General features: G+C 69.5%; 18 protein-coding genes. 9 read left to right on the top strand and 9 right to left on the bottom strand.

The genetic code is table 11. The features are described 5' to 3' along the window. Nucleotides 1-38: 38 nt before the first annotated feature. Complete coding sequence (gene bla, locus ACZ1DY_RS19560) at nt 39-932, top strand: class A beta-lactamase (protein ID WP_257487318.1); 894 nt, start codon at nt 39-41, stop codon at nt 930-932. 52 nt (nt 933-984) lie between these two features. On the opposite strand, the gene ACZ1DY_RS19555 is transcribed toward bla, so the two are convergent. The 3 genes from ACZ1DY_RS19555 to ACZ1DY_RS19545 all read right to left on the bottom strand — a co-directional run bounded on the left by ACZ1DY_RS19555 (nt 985) and on the right by ACZ1DY_RS19545 (nt 4,314). Beyond that, nucleotides 985-2,859: a Calx-beta domain-containing protein gene (locus tag ACZ1DY_RS19555; RefSeq protein WP_465485272.1), complete on the bottom strand. Its 1,875-nt coding sequence runs from the start codon at nt 2,857-2,859 to the stop codon at nt 985-987. 332 nt (nt 2,860-3,191) lie between these two features. After that, nucleotides 3,192-3,734 (bottom strand): hypothetical protein, encoded by a 543-nt coding sequence (locus ACZ1DY_RS19550; protein WP_465485271.1) that lies wholly within the window; start codon nt 3,732-3,734, stop codon nt 3,192-3,194. Nucleotides 3,735-3,837: 103 nt separating this feature from the next. Continuing rightward, a complete protein-coding gene (locus tag ACZ1DY_RS19545; protein ID WP_465485270.1) occupies nt 3,838-4,314 on the bottom strand; it encodes a MarR family winged helix-turn-helix transcriptional regulator in 477 nt (158 codons plus the stop codon). Nucleotides 4,315-4,406: 92 nt separating this feature from the next. On the opposite strand from ACZ1DY_RS19545, the gene ACZ1DY_RS19540 reads away from it, so the two are divergent. From ACZ1DY_RS19540 to ACZ1DY_RS19530, 3 genes are all read left to right on the top strand, one after another. Further along, nucleotides 4,407-4,832, top strand: coding sequence for a Rid family hydrolase (locus ACZ1DY_RS19540; RefSeq protein WP_465485269.1), 426 nt, complete (start codon nt 4,407-4,409; stop codon nt 4,830-4,832). A gap of 75 nt (nt 4,833-4,907) precedes the next feature. After that, a complete protein-coding gene (locus ACZ1DY_RS19535; RefSeq protein ID WP_465485268.1) occupies nt 4,908-5,303 on the top strand; it encodes an ATP-binding protein in 396 nt (131 codons plus the stop codon). 12 nt (nt 5,304-5,315) lie between these two features. Then, the gene (locus tag ACZ1DY_RS19530; protein WP_465485267.1) at nt 5,316-6,284 is read left to right on the top strand and encodes a S66 peptidase family protein; all 969 of its coding nucleotides are present in this window, start codon (nt 5,316-5,318) and stop codon (nt 6,282-6,284) included. On the opposite strand, the gene ACZ1DY_RS19525 is transcribed toward ACZ1DY_RS19530, so the two are convergent. From ACZ1DY_RS19525 to ACZ1DY_RS19510, 4 genes are all read right to left on the bottom strand, one after another. Further along, nucleotides 6,226-6,996: an alpha/beta fold hydrolase gene (locus ACZ1DY_RS19525; RefSeq protein WP_465485266.1), complete on the bottom strand. Its 771-nt coding sequence runs from the start codon at nt 6,994-6,996 to the stop codon at nt 6,226-6,228. The two genes, ACZ1DY_RS19530 and ACZ1DY_RS19525, sit on opposite strands and share 59 nt — an antisense overlap. Further along, entirely contained in the window at nt 6,993-7,511 is a 519-nt protein-coding gene (locus tag ACZ1DY_RS19520; RefSeq protein WP_465485265.1) for a PadR family transcriptional regulator, read from the bottom strand. The genes ACZ1DY_RS19525 and ACZ1DY_RS19520 overlap by 4 nt, the downstream gene beginning before the upstream one ends. 96 nt (nt 7,512-7,607) lie before the next feature. Further along, a complete protein-coding gene (locus ACZ1DY_RS19515) occupies nt 7,608-8,357 on the bottom strand; it encodes an aminoglycoside adenylyltransferase domain-containing protein (protein WP_465485264.1) in 750 nt (249 codons plus the stop codon). Between the two features lie 17 nt (nt 8,358-8,374). After that, nucleotides 8,375-9,277 carry an NmrA family NAD(P)-binding protein gene (locus ACZ1DY_RS19510; protein ID WP_465485263.1) on the bottom strand — a complete coding sequence of 301 codons (903 nt, stop codon included), beginning with the start codon at nt 9,275-9,277 and terminating at the stop codon, nt 8,375-8,377. A 97-nt stretch (nt 9,278-9,374) separates the two neighbouring features. Between ACZ1DY_RS19510 and ACZ1DY_RS19505 the strand changes: the two genes are divergently transcribed. After that, complete coding sequence (locus ACZ1DY_RS19505; protein ID WP_465485262.1) at nt 9,375-9,929, top strand: TetR/AcrR family transcriptional regulator; 555 nt, start codon at nt 9,375-9,377, stop codon at nt 9,927-9,929. A 48-nt stretch (nt 9,930-9,977) separates the two neighbouring features. On the opposite strand, the gene ACZ1DY_RS19500 is transcribed toward ACZ1DY_RS19505, so the two are convergent. Beyond that, complete coding sequence (locus ACZ1DY_RS19500) at nt 9,978-13,673, bottom strand: CARDB domain-containing protein (protein ID WP_465485261.1); 3,696 nt, start codon at nt 13,671-13,673, stop codon at nt 9,978-9,980. 269 nt (nt 13,674-13,942) lie between these two features. Here ACZ1DY_RS19500 and ACZ1DY_RS19495 point away from each other — a divergent pair, with 269 nt between their 5' ends. The 4 genes from ACZ1DY_RS19495 (at nt 13,943) to ACZ1DY_RS19480 (ending at nt 16,269) form a co-directional block, all read left to right on the top strand. Then, nucleotides 13,943-14,179 carry a hypothetical protein gene (locus tag ACZ1DY_RS19495; RefSeq protein ID WP_465485260.1) on the top strand — a complete coding sequence of 79 codons (237 nt, stop codon included), beginning with the start codon at nt 13,943-13,945 and terminating at the stop codon, nt 14,177-14,179. Next, nucleotides 14,176-14,706 (top strand): S1 family peptidase, encoded by a 531-nt coding sequence (locus ACZ1DY_RS19490; protein WP_465485259.1) that lies wholly within the window; start codon nt 14,176-14,178, stop codon nt 14,704-14,706. The genes ACZ1DY_RS19495 and ACZ1DY_RS19490 overlap by 4 nt, the downstream gene beginning before the upstream one ends. A gap of 66 nt (nt 14,707-14,772) precedes the next feature. After that, nucleotides 14,773-15,771 (top strand): LuxR C-terminal-related transcriptional regulator, encoded by a 999-nt coding sequence (locus tag ACZ1DY_RS19485; protein ID WP_465485258.1) that lies wholly within the window; start codon nt 14,773-14,775, stop codon nt 15,769-15,771. A 366-nt stretch (nt 15,772-16,137) separates the two neighbouring features. Then, nucleotides 16,138-16,269: a hypothetical protein gene (locus ACZ1DY_RS19480; RefSeq protein ID WP_257487333.1), complete on the top strand. Its 132-nt coding sequence runs from the start codon at nt 16,138-16,140 to the stop codon at nt 16,267-16,269. On the opposite strand, the gene ACZ1DY_RS19475 is transcribed toward ACZ1DY_RS19480, so the two are convergent. Continuing rightward, nucleotides 16,259-16,489, bottom strand: a complete 231-nt coding sequence (locus ACZ1DY_RS19475; RefSeq protein ID WP_126731296.1) for a hypothetical protein — start codon at nt 16,487-16,489, stop codon at nt 16,259-16,261. The two genes, ACZ1DY_RS19480 and ACZ1DY_RS19475, sit on opposite strands and share 11 nt — an antisense overlap. Nucleotides 16,490-16,504 lie beyond the last annotated feature (15 nt).

Raw genomic sequence — 16,504 nt, 5'->3', positions numbered from 1 at the left:
TCTTGGACAGCATGAATGGTGCCGGACAGACTGCGTGCATGTCCGTCACTTCTCGCCGCTGGGCCGCCCTGCTGGCGCTCTCGGTCGCGTCACTCGCCGCGTGTTCCACACCCGCCCCAGCGCCCCCGCCGGCCGCCGCTACTCCGGTCGCGGCGACCGGGCGCGCCGACTTCGAACAGCTCGAACGCACCTATCGCGCCCGGCTCGGGGTGTACGCGGTGGACACCGCGACCGGTCGCGAGGTCGCCTTCCGCGCCGACGAGCGTTTCGCCTACGCCTCGACGCACAAGGTGTTCAGCGCCGGCGGTGTCCTGCGGCGGACACCGGTCGCCGAGCTGGACCGCACGGTGACCTACGAGCGTAAGGACCTGGTGGTGAACTCACCGGTCACGGAGAAACACGTGGCGACGGGGATGCCGCTGCGCGCCGTCATGGACGCGACCCTCCGGTACAGCGACAACACCGGCGGGAACCTGCTCTTCCGCGAACTCGGCGGCCCCGAAGGGCTCAACGCGGTGTTCCGCGGGATCGGCGACACGACCAGCCACGCCGACCGGATCGAACCCGAACTCAACGACACCTTCCCCGGTGACGCCCGGGACACCAGCACACCCCGTGCGCTCGCCGTGGGCCTGCGCGCCTTCGCGCTCGGCGACGCCCTCCCCGAGGACAAACGCAAGATCCTGGTCGACATGATGCGGGCCAGCACCACCGGCGACCAGAACATCCGCGCCGGGGTGCCCGGCTGGCCGGTCGCCGACAAGACCGGGACGGCGGCCTACGGCACGCGCAACGACATCGGGGTCGTGTGGCCGCCGAACCGGGCGCCGATCGTCATCTCGGTGCTGACCGACCGGTCCGAGAAGGACGCCAAGATCGACAACAAGCTCCTGGCGGACGCCACCGCGGCCGCGGTGAAGGCCCTTCCCTGAGCAGCCCGCCGGGACGGACGAGGTTCCGTCCGTCCCGGCGGGATTCACCGGCTCAGCGACGGCAGGGGTTGCCCGCCGGATGCGCCGAGGTTCCGTGCACGTCGGCCTGGGACTCCGCGAGCACGATCTTCGCGAGCGCGGTGTCCAGCGCGACGGCCTGCTGCTTCACCACGCCGTTCGCCACGGTCTGGCCGTTGAGCTTCAGCGAACCGATGACCAGCGGGATGGTCAGCGGCGCCGAGCCCACGGTGATCGACTCACCGTTGATCTTCAACGAGGCGACGTTCGAACTGCCCGCCAGCACCGGGGCGAGCCCGCCCGGAGACGGCTGACAGGTCGCGGTCGCCTGCGACTGGATCACACCGAGTTCGACGGTCAGCCCGAGCGTGCTGATCACCGTCTTGTCGATCTTGGCCGACGCCAGCGCGCGATCGCCCGCGGCCGGGGCCGCCGACTGGTCGTCCGGCGTGAGATCGGTCGACGCGGTCAGCACCTTGGTGTCGACCTTGATCAGGCCGGCGTTGAGCGTCGCGGCGGCGACGGTGCTGCTGTCGTCGGCACAAGGCAGGTTGGCCGGGTTCGCCCGCGCCGCGGTCACCCCGAGGACGTTCGCCGCGGTGCCGGTGCAGGAGAAGACGCCGTCACGGTCGTCGTCGACGATCGTGCCGACCCCGGTCGCGTCGATGAGACCGGCGCCCGACGGGGCCGAGAGGTTCACCGTGAACGTCTCGTTCGGCTCGTCGACGGTGTCCGGGTTGACCAGGACGGTCACCGGCCTGGTCGTCTGGCCCGGGGCGAACGTGACCGTCCCGCTCGTCGCCGTGTAGTCGGCGGGCGCGGACGCGGTGCCGTTGGCGGTCGCGTACTGGACGGTCACCGGATTCGGGCTGGGGCCGCCGAGCAGCGACACCGTGAACGTCGCTGGCACCTGCGCGCCGCCGGTTCCCTCGCCGACGGTCACGTCGTCGATGCTCAGGCCGAGCACGCGCACGGTCGTGGTCTCGATGTATCCCCGCGAAGCCCCGTCGACCTGGTAGTCGACGACGCACCGGTAGGTGCCGGGAGCGGCACCGGCGGCGGCCGAGATCGTCTCGGTGAACGTGGCGACCCCGCCGCTGGCCACCGTGACACTGGCCGGGGCGTTGGTGACGGTGAGCTGCGGATCGCAGCTGGTCACCTTCGGGGTCACCGTGACCTCGATGGCCTTGATGCCGTCCAGGATGGCCTGGGAGACCTGACCGGCCGGGACGTTGTTCAGCAGCACCCCGCCCGTGGCCGAGGTGATGGCGGAGGCCTGGCCCGTGGCGTCGAGGGCACCGACGTTGACGGCGACCACGCGGATCTTCGCCGCCTGCAGCGCCGCGATGGTCTGGGCCAGGGTGTGCCCGCCGCTCGGGTCGTGCGACGGCGCGTCGCCGAACCACGCGATGATGCGGGTGCCGTCCGGCCGGAAGGCCACCGCGCCGGTGGCCAGCTGGTAGAGCGCGTTCAGGTTCGCCTCCGGCGTGTCCCCGCCGCCCGTGGCCACCCACTGGTCGATCCCCGCCTGCACGGCGGTCGTGTCCCCCGTGATGCCCTGATTGACCTTGAACGGCACCGAGTCGGTGAAGTCCTTGTACTCGGCGACACCGAACTGGGCGGTCGGCTGCGCGGCGAGGACGTCACCGGTGATGGCGCCGGCGTTCGTCCGCACGTTGCCGATCGGCCCGCCCATGCTGCCGGTGGTGTCCGCGAGCAGGACGAGATCGGGATTCGGCGGTACGGCAGAGGTCGTCACGTTCTTGGTCACGGTCGTGCTCTGCCCCGCGTTCAGGGTGAGATCGAGCGCGGCCGGATCCACTCCCGGCGGAGCCGCGGCGGCGACCGCGGTGGACGCGAGCATCGCCGAAACGGCGGCCAGGACGACGAGCGATGGTCTTCGTGACATGGACTTCCCTTTCGAGACCCGGCCGGAGCCGGAATTCCTGTGGGCTCGGTGAAGAAGACGGAATATTTCGTTTTTCGTTAGCGCGGGTGCCGGGCTTCACCCGGGTGCCCTGAGCTAAGGCGCCCAACGGGCTGTTACCGCGAATCCGGGCTACGCGGACAAGGTCCGCATTGCGCCGTCCAGCCGAAGGGACTTCGACACCTTTCACTCTTCAGCGTGAAGGGTGCCGAAGATTCAGGCGTTTCCGTGAACACCTCGGCGGACGGAAACCGGAATTCAACGGCGGATGATCACCGAATGTCGCAACGGTCGATACCTCGGCGAGACCTCGGTCAGTAGACGCATTGGATGATCGCGTCGTCCAAGCGGATGTACTTCGCCGGTCCGCCGTTGTTGCCGTAGATCGGCTGGAGATAGACGGTACCCACGCCGTTCAGATTGAGATTGGTCAGTGTGATGAGCTGATAACCCGCCCGGTCGTCGATCCACTTCACCGTGTGGGAGATTTTCCGCCAGCCGTTGGGGTCCCAGATCTCGAGGCCGATGTTCGCCCCGCCGCCGACCGGGTCGGCGTAAATCGCGGCGGCGCAATTCGATCGATTCGCCGGGAAACCGGCGAGCGATTTCGCGGTCCTCATCGCCGACCATCCGTTGTCGGCGAAGAGCCAGCCGTTGTTGTTGCCGGTCCGCGCCACTCCCATACCGATGTCGAACCAGGAATGCCCGTCACCGCCTTGGATCCCCCGCTCCCATACGCCATGGGGATTCGATTCGTAACCGTCGGACCATTGCACGATCCCGGCCTGCGCCGTTCCCGCGAGCCCCAGGAGCGCGATCGAAAACACCGACACGACGGCGGATAGTTTCTTGAACACGAGAGTTCCCCCTCTTCGCGTGAACTGAACCCCGTCAGAGGACCAGAGTCCGGAACGCGTGCACAAGGTCCCTTCGCGCACACGATCGACCGCCTCGAAGTACCTAGGCGAGGTCGGCGGGCCGCGTCCGCAGTTTGGCGGCGATCCGGGCCAGCGCCCGCTGATCCTCCGCGGTCAGCGGGTCGAGGACGAGCTCCCGCACCGAACGGACGTGCGTGGGCGCCGCCGCGGCGACCACGTCGTAACCGTCGTCGGTGAGCATGGCGAGTGTGTACCGGCCGTCGGCGGGATCCGGCATCCGCTTTACCCAGCCCCGCTGCTCGAAGCGTTTGACCACATTGGACAGACGGGAGAGCGAGCCGTTGGCGAGGTAGGCCAGCTCGCTCATCCGCAGCCGCCGTTCCGGGGCCTCCGAAATATGACTGAGGGCCAGGTACTCGAACAGCGTCAGCCCGGCGTCGTGCTGCAACGGCGACTCGAGCCGCCCCGGCAGCAGGAGGACGAGGGAGACCAGCCCGGTCCAGGCCTCCTTTTCGGCAGGGTTCAGCCAGAGCGCTTCGTCGGGGTCCGGGGCGGCCATGGCGGAACCTTACCCAGAACCCGGCGACTTCACACGTGAAGTCAAATCGTGGTAGCTTGACTTCAAGCATGAAGTCAACGAGAGGATCCACCATGACCGAGCCGGAGTTCTTCGCCACGCCCGGATACGGCGACCGGCAGCTGAAGGTGATGCGCTACAGCCAGGCGGTGCGCGTCGGTGATCGCGTCGAGATCTCGGGACAGGGCGGCTGGGACGACGACTTGAACTTCCCCGAATCGCTCGAGGAGGAGATCGTCAAGGCCTTCGAGAACGTCGGGCGGACACTCGCCACGGCGGGCGCCACCTGGCGCGACGTCATCGCCGTGAACTCGTACCACGTGCCGGAGACCCCAGGTTTCATCGGCGAGACCCACAACCGCGTGATGGTCGAGCAGTTCCGCGAGCACATGGGCGACCGCGCACCGATCTGGACCGAGACCGGCGTGCCTGCCCTCGGCGCGCCGAAGATGCGGGTCGAGATCAGGGTCACCGCGATCGCCGGCAGCTCCCGCGTGTGAATCCCGCGTTCCCTGGGTACTCCCTTACCGCGCCCATGCTCTTGGCCAAGCTGGGAAACCCGCTAAGGAGAACGCGTGGGTATCACGAGAACACGACAGGCTTACGAATTCCCCGCCGGCATCGCCCCGCCATTGGGGGAGATCCGTGCCTGGCTGCGAGAGCGGCTGAGCGAGGTCGGCCGCACCACCATCGCGGACACCGAGCTGCTGACCACGGAACTGGTCACCAACGCGCACGAACACGCGGACGGCGTCGCCGAGCTCAGGGTCTCCGTACCCTCGGGCCGGGACGTCGTCCGGGTCGAAGTCGACGACCATCGGCCGCGCCTGCGGCCGTACCGCGTGACGAAAGCGGATCCGACGAGCCCCCGCGGGCGAGGGATGGCACTGGTCGAGGCGATCAGCGCCCGATGGGGTGTGATCGCCCGCGCGGGACGCAAAACGGTGTGGGCGGAGATCCCGGTGCTCTGACACGATCATCCGGTGACAGCCTCACGCGGCACCGTGGTCGCGCCGACCCCACGACCGGGTGATCACGTCCGCCTCGTCTCCCCCGCCAGCTTTCCCAGCCGCGAGCTGGTCGCCGAGACCGCGGCGGTCCTGGAAAGCTGGGGACTGGTCGTCGAAATCGGCACGCACGCGCTCGATCGCTGGGGCTACATGGCGGGCCGCGACGAAGACCGGCTGGCCGATCTCGACGACGCGTTCCGCGACCCGGCCATCCGCGCCGTGATCGCCACCCGCGGCGGCGCGGGCGCGTACCGCATCGCCGACGACCTCGATTTCGCCGCGATCCGCGCCGATCCCAAACCGATGGTCGGCTTCAGCGACATCACCGCCCTCCATCTCGCGCTCTGGCGGCGCTGCGGGCTGGCGGGGATCCACGGTTTCCTGGCGGGTCCCCGTTCCGCGGCCGCTACCCGGCGGCTGCTGATGGACGGCGAGCCCGCCGTCCTCCACCGCGACCCGCGGGCCATGACCGTCGAGGCCGAAGTGCCCGGCACCGCCACCGGCGACCTCGTCGGCGGCAACCTCGGCACCGTCGCCCACGCGGTCGGCGCGGGCCTGCCGTCGCTGGCGGGCACCATCCTTTTCCTCGAAGCCGAACGGACGATCGGCCTGGGGCAGATCGACCGCCAGCTGACCCAGCTGATCCGATCCGGCGCGCTCGACGGCGTACGAGGGGTCGCGCTCGGCCGGTTCCCCGGTTTCGAGGACTACACCGATCGCGGCTGGACCCTCGTCGACGTCTTCAAGGACCGCCTGGGCTCACTGGGCGTTCCGGTACTCGGCGGCATCGACGTCGGGCACGGCGCGGACCCGCTTTCCCTTCCGCTGGGACCGCTCGCCGTACTGGACACGGCCGCGGGCACGCTCAGCGTCGAACCGGCGGTCAGCTCACGAGACGCGGATCCACGGTTCCCCCGAGCCAAGCGCGAAGAACGCCGTTGAACAGTTCCGGGTCCTCCACGTTCCAGATGTGGTGCATCCCCGGCGCGAACCGGGACCGCGTCTGCGGCGCGGCCCGCGCGATTTCCGAGAGCGAGCGTCGCACCGCCGAGGAATCCTTCTCCCCCGCTATCGCGAGCAGCGGCCCGGTATAGCGACGCAGGTCCGCGGGCATCCCGCCCGCGCATACGTCGGCGGCCATCGCGGCCGCGGTTTCGCGGCGCACCGAGAGACCGTGCTCGATATACCGGGCACGGCTGTCCCCGGGGAGCCCGAAGACAGCCGCCTGGGCGCGCCAGTACCAGCGGGCTCGCGAGAACGCCGCTTGCAGCGCGCAGTACAAGCGCATCCCGGCACCGGCGGGCGTGAGCGGCGCGCTGGTCAGGAACGCCGAACTCACCCGGTCCGGGTGCCGCGCCAGCACGCGCAGCGCCGTGAGCGCTCCAAGGGAAAGCCCGACGAGGTCGAACGGACCGTCGACACCGTGTCCGGTCACTCTCGCGACGACGTCGTCCGCCACCGCGTCCAGCCCCGGCCAGTCCTCGCCGACCCGTTCGCCGAATCCCGGCAGATCCGGCGTGAGCACCGTCCGATCGTCGAACGCGGACAGTTGCGGCTCCCACATCCAGTTCGCGACGTTGCCGCCGTGCAGCAGTACCACCGGCCGCTCCGTCGTGGCCGTCCCGGCGGAATGCACTTCGGGGAACGTGTTCACGCGAGCTCCTTCTCGAGCGCGTCGAGCCAGTCCAGTTCGACGCGCAGGTTTGCGATTCCGTAGTCCAGTGTGGACAGTCGCAGCCTGGCCGCCCGGTCGGGCGTGCCGGCCTCCGCCCGCGTCCGTTCGAACCGCTCCAGCCGCGCCCGGGTCGCCTCGCGGCGGGCCGCCAGGAGGGCGCGGAAGGCGTCGTCGTCGAGATCCGCGCCGAAGAACACCCGCGCGAGGAACGGGTCGCGTTCGACATGCCGCTCGGGCTCGCTCGCCAGCCACTCGGCGAGCGCCGCCCGCCCCGCGGCGGTGATGCGGTGCTCCTGCCGGTCCGGCGCCCCGGAGCCGGCCACCTTCTCGACCTCCGCGAGCCCGTCCGCGACGAGCCGGGCGAGGGTGCGATAGATCTGCGCCTTGTCCGCCGCCCAGAAATGCCCGACGGTCGACTCGAAATGGCGTTTGAGGTCGTAGCCGGTCATGGGCGTGAGGGCGAGCAACCCCAGGATGAGGCGGGAGAGAACCATGGCACTAGTAGACTAGTCACCTATGGGATTTGTCAACTAGGGCGCTACTTCACTTGGACCTGCCCGGCCGGATCGGACCCGGCCGCCAGCGCCTTGTCAAACACCCCTCGCCCGGTCCGCGAGAGCGCGCGCGAGCGAGGCCACCTCGGCCGAAAGTCCGGCCCAGTCGTCGGAAGCCGTACCGAGGTAGCCCGCTCGCGCACGGTCGAGCAGAGCACGTCCGTCACCGTCGAGCGTCGGCGCCACGGCCGCCGCCGCGACGTCCTTCGAGACGATCGCGCCCGTCTCGACCGTCACGACGATGCGCGCGAGGGTGAGCAGGACATTGCGTTCGTCGCCTTCGATCTCGGAGAGCAGACCGGGGACGACGCCGAGCGCCGCGTCGCGGAGCAAGCCCCGCGGCACCGGATCGAGGAGATCGGTGAGCGTGGGGCCGCGCAGGACGCGATGCGCCGCATGGGCGGTGGCCGCGAGGATCACGACGTCGAGATCCTCCGCGGGGCGGGGAAGTCCACCTTGGACGAAGTCTTCCCGCAGCCATTCCCCGTACTGGAAATCCCGGCGCGACAGCCTGTCCCCGGCCACGATGCCGGTCAACTCGATCGGACGGCGGCCCGCCGCGCCGGGGAATCGGGCGGCGTGGCCACGCCATCCCGAAACCCGCAACAGCAGGGACACCAGCGCGGCGCGTTCCGATTCGCCGAGCGAGCGGCGGGTGACCAGCAGCAGATCGACGTCGCTGTCCGGTTTGAGTCCGCCCGCCACGGCGGAGCCGTAGAGGTACAACCCGAGGACACCGCCCGGATCCTCGCGGTCGAGATGGTCCAGCAGAGGCTCGATGCGCATGCCTCGACGATCACGTACTACGCAAGGGATTTTCGCGCCCACTCGGCGAATCCGGTGAGCGGGAGACCCAGTTCGCGGGCGAATTCCGGACGCCCCGGCTGGCCGACCACGTTCAGCCACTCGTGCGAGGCACCCATCGGCGGCATCCCGGCGGCGACCGCCTGCTCGACGGTCATCTCCGGCGCCGTCAGCGCGGTGCCCAGCACACTGGACAGGACTTCGGCGATCTCCGCCATGGTCAGGAAGTCGCTCGCCAGCTCCAGTTCGACCCCGTCGAACCGCTCCGGTTCGGCGATGGCCGCGGCGGCCGCGGTGCCGATGTCGTCGACGGCCGCCAGCGACAGCGACGTCGACGGCTTGATGACGCTCACCAGACCGCCGTCCACCCCGCGCGGGAACAGGAACTTCATGTCGGGCAGGAAGTTCTCCATGAAGAAGCCCGGCTTGAGCAGTGTCCACTGGGGAAAGCCGGCTTCACGGAGACGGTCCTGGATCGCGGCCTTGGCACCCAGCGTGGGCTCCATCGACGTCCAGCGACCTTCGGCCCAGCCGTCCGCCTCGACGTGCTGACCGGCACCCGAAACGGAGGTGTGCACGAACTGTGGCACCCCGGCCGCCTTCGCGCCCTCGATGAGGTTGACGCCTTGGGTCACCTCGCCGTCGAAGTCGAAACCTTCGGCACTGATGCCCGGCATCTGTACCGAGAAGACGGCGCGCGCCCCCTTGGCCGCGCGGATCACGGAATCGACGTCGTGGAGATCGCCGACGACGAGTTCGGCGCCGAGCGCTTCGATGGCTTTCGCCCTGGCCGGGTCGCGCACCAGCGCGCGGACGGGAACACCGGCCGCGAGCAGGGCCTTGGCGGTCGCACCGCCCTGCCTGCCGGTGGCGCCGGTGACCAAAACGGGTGCTGGGGACATGGGGACTCCTTCGGTCAACTAAGTGGCGGGGCCCGCCACTTATCGTCCGCTACGATATGGCGGGGCCCGCCACTTACGCAAACTCCGAGGTGAAGACATGTCCGACGGCCGGCGCGCCGACGCACGGCGCAATTACGCGCGCATCCTCGCGGTCGCCGAGGAGGAGGTCGCTGCCCACGGCTCCGGCGCCTCCCTGGAGCAGATCGCGCGGACCGCCAACGTCGGCTCGGCGACCGTCCGGCGCCACTTCCCCACCCGCCGGGCGCTGCTGGAGGCGGTCTCCGCGAGCCGGATCGCGGCGTTGTGCGCCCGCGCCGCCGAGCTGACCGGCGAGGACGACAGCCGGACGGCGCTCCTGACGTGGCTCGACGAGGTCGTCACCTACTGCGTCTCCGCCCGCGGTCTGGCCGCCGCGCTCTCCTACGACGGCCCCACGCACGAGAACTCGTGCTCCGCCGCCATCGAGGAAGCCGGGGATCCGCTCCTGCGGCAAGCCGCGCGGGACGGTGTGGTGGCGCCGGAGGTCACCGTCGCCGATCTCATCACGCTGATCGTCGGCATCGTCCTGGCCACCGAGCAGCACCCGGATCCCGCCGCACAGGCCGGCCGCCTGTTCCGGCTGGCCGTGGCGGGAGTGACCGCCCGGACGTGAAAGGGGCCGGAACGGTCTCCCGCTCCGGCCCCCGCAACACCTTTCGGCCTACCGCGTACCGCGGCGTCCCGACGAGACCACCGCCGGCACCGGTCCGCCGTTGATCACGAACTGCGACCCCGGCTCACGGACGACGTCGCCGTTCGCGGAATTCGAGATCGTCACGTTCGTCAAGGTCGCGCTGCCGCGGGCACCGCTCATCGCGAGGATGCCCGCGCCGTTGTTCGACTTGTCGATCTTGACGCCGCTGAGGGCCGCGGTCACGACGCCGCCGCCCGTCTTGAACTGGACACCGTCGTAGGTCGAATCGTGGATCTCCGTGTCCCGCAGCACGACCCCGGGGATGTCCTTGCCCTGCGCGAAGAACGTGATCGCGCCGAACTCCTGCTGCTCGCCCCAGAACACGCCGCCGCAGCGGTACAGGGCGTTGTTCGCGATGAGCGTCTCCCCGGAGAACGGCAGCGGATCGTGATCCGTCGCCAGCATGATGCCCGGGTAGTTCATCGTGTCGTGGACGATGTTGTTCTCGATCTTGTTGCCGTAGCCGCCGTAGATCGCGATCCCGTTGGCCCGCCACGGGAGCTGGATCGTGTTGTTGGCGAACACGTTGTCGTGCGCGATGTCCTGCGACGGATCCTTCACGTACTGGTTCGCCCACACCGCGAGCGAATCGTCACCGGTGGTGCGGAACGACGAGTTGAACACCTTCGAGTTCCGGGTGCCGTTGGTGAAGTTGATGCCGTCGGCGTAGGTGTTCCGGATCCGCATCCCGCTGAACTCCAGGCCGTCACCCGGGCCCCAGAGCGCCGGGACGTTGCTGTAGTCCCGGCCGACCCACGCGCCGACGTTGGCGTGCTCGATCCACACGTTGGTGATCTTCGTGCCGGTGCCGAAGCGGCCGTTGAGGCCGACGCCGCCTTCCGCGCCGCCGTCACCGCCGCGGATCCGGCCGGAGCCGAAGATGGCGATGTCGGAGATCTGCGTGTTCTTGTCGATGTCGAACCCGAAGTTTCCCTCGTGCGGGTGGTTGATGCCGCCCGCGTTCTGCGGCTCGATCTGCGAGTACAGCTGCGAATGCCACATGCCGGCGCCGCGGATCGTCACGTTGGAGATGCCGACCTGGTTGTACTGGCCGCCGCCGTTGGGCACGTTCGGGTCGTCGGTCAGGATCTTCTTCTCCTGCCGCCACTGCCCTGCCGGGATCCAGACACACGGGATCACGCCGTTCTGGTCGTCGGTGACCGCGCGCTGGATCGCCGCCGAATCGTCGTTCCCGTCGTTCGGCACGGCGCCGTACTCCGTGATCGACACGCAGTTCGCGGGCTTCGCCGACGCCGGGGCGACCTCCTCCAGATCGATGAGGTCGACGATGTAGAACGCCGCGTTGTCACCGCTGTCCCGCTGCAGCTTGAACTTCGTGCCCGGCGGGTACGAGCGGGACAGCAGCGCGTGCGACTCGTCGAACAGCCGTCGCGCGTTGGCCTGCGGGGTGTTGGTCAGGCCTTCGGGATCGTCGGTGCTGCCGTAGAGCCAGCTGTGCTTCGACGACAACGTGAGCTTCTGCGCGAAGGTCCCGTTGACGTACAGGCTGAGCGTCGCGTCCTGACCGCCACCGCCGGGGACGTCGGGGATGGAGTTGCGCACGACGATCGAGTTCGCCTGGTTCGCCGACGTGAACTCCACGTACTGCCCCTGATTCGCCAGCCGCACGGATTTGCGGCCCGAGGATTCGGTCGCGAAGTTCGTGTGGCCGAAGGTGCGAAGCGGGTCGGCTTCCAGCAGTTGTCCTTGGTACTGCGCGGCTTCCGCCTCGTATTCGACGTACGGGACCGCCGCGCCGCGGCCCACGACGATCGCCCGCGAGAGGCTGTTGTTGGACTCGTTGGTCTCCGTGACCGCGCCGTCCGCGTCGGCCGTCGCGGTCAAGGTCGCGCCACCGTCGGCGGCGGTCCACGTGCCCGAGATCGCGACGTTCGCGGTCGCGCCCGGTTCGATCGCACCGGTGGCGCCGGTCAGCGTGGTGCCGCCGACGGCCAGCCGCGTCACCGAAGTGCCCGCGGCGCTCGTGCCCCGGTTGCGCACCGCGACAGTGAAGGACACCGCCGAACCGGCCGCCGGATTGGGCGGGTTCGAGGTGATGCCGGTGACCTCGAGGTCGGGTCCCGGCGCCTGCGCGACGACCAGCGATGTCGGCGAGGTGTAGGTGTTGTTGGTTTCGTCCTGTTCGGCCACCGTGCCCGCCGGGTCGGCGGTGGCGGCCACGGTGTAGGTCCCCTGTGGACGCGTTCCCGCGTCGACGGTCACCGTGGCGGACTCGCCGGCGGCGAGCGCCCGGACCGCCGCGTCACCGACGACGGTGCCGCCGAGGCTGACGTTCACGGTGGAGGCGGCCGCGTTCGCGGTCCCGCCGTTCTTCACCGTCGCCGACACGGCGAGCCTGCTGGTCTCCGTCGGGTTCGACGGCGTCCAGGTGGTGCCGGTGACGACGAGGTCCGGGTTCGGCGCGGGCGTGCCGATCACCTGGAATTCCGCGACCTGGCCACCGGGGGCACCGGAGTTGGCGAAGAACTGCAGGCGCACCTCCGACGCGCGGCCGCTGACCGGGATGACGACCGAGTTCTGGTTGCCGGCCGGGTCGAAGCGGTGGTCGGCTCGCGCCGACAGCGCGGTGAACGCGGTGGAACCCTGCGGACGACCGAGGACCTCGAAGTTCTGTGTCCGCGCGCCCCAGATCGAGTCCGGGTTGAGCTTCACCACGACCGAGTCGACGTCCGCGTCGACGCCGAGCTTCACCGTCAGCGCGTTCGGGTATCCCGCGGCGGATTCCCAGTACGTGGCGGTGTTGTTGTCGTTGGCGTTCGCCGCGACGAACGAATGGACGGTCGACGTCGCCTCGATCGGTTTGCCCGCCGCCAGGTTCGCGCCCGCGCTCGTGCCGGAGCGCACGACGTGGTTGCTGTCGCCGGATTCGTTGCCCGCCGCGTCCTTGGCGCGCACGAAGTACTCGACCCGTGTCCCCGTGGGCCTGGCTTCGGTGAACGTGGTGCCGGTGATCGTGGTGACCGGCGTCCCATCGCGATAGACGGTGTAGCCGGAGACGCCGACGTTGTCCGCCGAGGGCGACCAGGTCAGCCGGATCTGACCGGCGGCGGGCTCGGTCAGCGCGAGATTCGACGGCGCGCTCGGCGCCTGCGTGTCGCCGGTGTCCGGCCCGTACAGCTCGAATTCCGAGAGCTGCGCGGCGGGCCACCGCGAGTTCGCGGTGACCTGCAGCCGCACGTACCGGGCCGACGACGTCATCGGGATGGTGACGGTGTTGGTGCCGGGAGCGAACGCGTAGCCGGCCGGCGCGGCGAGGTCGGTGAACGCCGTGCCGTCGGTGCTTCCGCGCACCGCCAGCGTCTGGGTGCGGGATTCCCAGCCCGCGGGCAGTTTCAGCACGATCCGCGAGAGGGTTTTCGCCACGCCGAGGTCGGCCTGGATCCACTGCGGGAACGCGTTGTTGGCGGATTCCCAGTAGCTCTCCTGGTTTCCGTCGACGGCGTTCGCGACGGGATAACCGGGCAGCGCGCTGCTCGCCGACACCGTGCGCGTCAACGGCACTTCGGCGAGCGCGGCCGGAACGGGGGTGGCGACGGGATCGGGTGGTGGCCCGCTCGCGGCGGAGGCGAGGGAGAGCCCGGCGACGGAAAGCCCCGTGACCAGGAGACCGGCGATGAGCCGGGACAGGCGCATACGTGTCATGGCGTCTTCTCTTCTTTGAGACGGCGGGGAGGAGCCAGAGCCGTACGAGCATGCAACAACTCGGAGACAAAATGCAAGAAGTAGACATGATTCAGAAATTTTGCGACTGTCCACCCGGGCAGCTCTCACGCGACCACTGATCGAGCACACCGCTTACGCGCGTTCTCCAAGACTTGGCTTCTTTTGTTCCCTGGCAGATCACGTATTCCGAAGATCCGGTGTACAGCTGTACACTGAGCGCAGGCTAGCCGCGTGGAGGTCGATCCCTGATGGACGTGACGAAAACCCTGAGGTCCGCGCTCACCGGGACGGCGAACGAGTCCAGGTGCGCGGTCCGGGAGCTGCGACGCGAGACCGAAGACCTCGTGGCGCGCCGCGCGGGCCGGACGGCGAACCGGCTGACCGAACTGGGCGAGCGGCTCGCCGATCTGGTGCTGCCCCCGCCGCCGTCGCGGCCCCCATCATCGACGGCGAATACGCCCGGTCCGGCCCGTGGGCGGCCATGATCGAGCAGAACGGGCAGCAGTGGTGCTCCGGTTCGATCATCAGCGCCCGCTGGGTGCTCACGGCCGAGCACTGCGTCGACGAACCCGGCGCCGACTACTCCGTCCGGGTGGGCGACGTCGATCACCGGGCCGGGACGTACGCCGTGGTGACCGCCATCCACACCCCCTCCAGCGGCGCCGACATCGCGCTGCTGAGGCTCGACCGTTCGGTGAGCACGACGTACGCGTCCCTCGGGACTTCCGTCGCCGTCGGCGACACGGAACACGTTTACGGCTGGGGCTACAACGAAGACGGCGACCTGCAGCGTTATCTCAAGGTCGCCAGGATGACGGTGAGCAGTGTCGCGAATGGACTGATCAAGGCCCGGCGGGGCGACGGGCTGACCAACGGCGGTGACTCCGGCGGTCCGGTCTTCGTCGGTGGCAAGCAGGTCGGCGTGCACATCGCCGGCAACAAGGTGGACACCTCGACGCACACCAGCATCTCGGCGAACCGCACCTGGATCCGCGACACCTCGGGCGTCTAGGGTTCGGCGAACCGGTCCGGGAGCGGCGGCCCCACCGCTCCCGGACCGCTGAGAGGCAGGTGGAAAGTGATACCGACGGCTTCCCCGGACGGGCTCGGCGCGCAGCTGACCAGGCTGGGCATCGGCGAGACCGCCGCCCGGATCTACCGGCGGATGCTCGAAAACGCGCCCGTCACCGCCGCGGAGCTCGCCTGGCGGGAGGGCGACGCGGAGACCGTCCAGCTGGCACTGAAGGAGCTGGCGGACGGGGGGCTCGCGGTGCCGTCCGGAGTGGACGGGTCCGAATACCTCCCCGCGAACCCCAGCGAAGCGCTCACCGCGCTGACCACGCGACGGCAGGCCGAACTGCACGACGCGCGGCTCGCGGTCCAGACCGCGTACCGTGCCTTCCGGCGCGCTCATTCGGGGATGCCGGACGCGCAGGACCTGCTCGAAGTGGTCACCGGCGACGCCATCATCCCCCGGCTCCAGCATCTCGCGACCACGGTGCGGCATCAGGTTCGCCGTCTCGACTCCCCGCCCTACTTCACCGGCGGCCGCCGGAATCTCCTGGAGGAGGAGCAACTACGGCGCGGGATCACCTACCGGTGTGTCTACAGTGGAGCGTCGCTCGGCGATCCCGGCTACCTCGCCGCGAACATCCTGCCGTGCCTGCGGGCCGGCGAACAGGCCCGCCTGCTGCCCGAGCTCCCGGTGAAACTGACGTTGTTCGACGACCGTGCGGCGACCATCGCGCTGACCATCCGCGAGGCGGATCGCAACCAGTCCATCGTCATCGTGCGTCCCTGCAGCCTTTTCTCGGCGCTGGAGGGACTGTTCGAAACCTCCTGGGCGGCGGCGCTTCCGCTCGACCGGCAGGCACGGGCGTCGGAGCAGCCGATCCGGCCGGTCGAACGGGAACTGCTGCTCCTGCTCGCCGCCGGGCGCAAGGACGACGAGATCGCCGCCGAACTCGGCGTCAGCAGGCGCACCCTGTTCCGGTATCTCGAGAACCTGATGGATCGCGCGGGCGTGTCGAGCCGGTTCCAGCTGGGAGTCTTCGCCGCGCACAACGACTGGTTCTGAGCTCCCCGTATTTCGTCCTCTGAATGCGGTAGTCGGCGATGCGAACGACAGCATCCAGAGGACGAAACGCGGACCCATCGCGCTCTGCCGGCCTTCACGGGCTTCCGCCAGTCGAACGTGTCGCGAAAGCCACTTTCGCGACGTCTGATGTCCCGAAAGTGGCTTTCGCGACACGGGCGCCAGCGGCCGGGGTCGGTGCGGGTGGTCGCGCACAACGACTGGTTCTGAGCTCCCCGCATGTCGTCCTCTGAATGCGGTCGAACGACAGCATCCAGAGGACGAAACGCGGGCTCACCCGGACGGGGTCACCCGGGTAGCGGCGAAGGCGCCGACAGCGGATGGTGGGCTGGGAAGGAGGGCGGAATCATGGGGAATCACCGACACCACACCGGCACCGCGTCGCTCCGGATCGCCACCGCCGGCCTGCGGGTGGTCGCGGTCGTCGTCGCGGTCGCGGCCTGTGCCTGGCTCGCGCTCTGGCTCGCGTTCACCCTCTGAGTCCCGCCGGTCCCGGCTGGGCTTCCGGCGGGCTCTCGGGCTCGGGGATCGGGCGGTCCGGCCCCGGATCGGGGACCCGTTCGGGCACTCCGGGATCCGGGACCGGCTCCGGCTTGCCCGGGTCCGGCACCGGTTCGGGAATGCCGGGGTCGGGAACGCCGGGGTCCGGCGGCATGGGGTTGGGCGGCGCCGGAGGCGCGGTCATTCGAATACTCGTCATCGCACTACCTCCTGC

The organism is Amycolatopsis sp. PSD-21 (assembly GCF_055561455.1).
The sequence above is the reverse complement of the archived record's forward strand: the minus strand, read 5'-3'. Positions and strand labels throughout refer to the sequence as shown.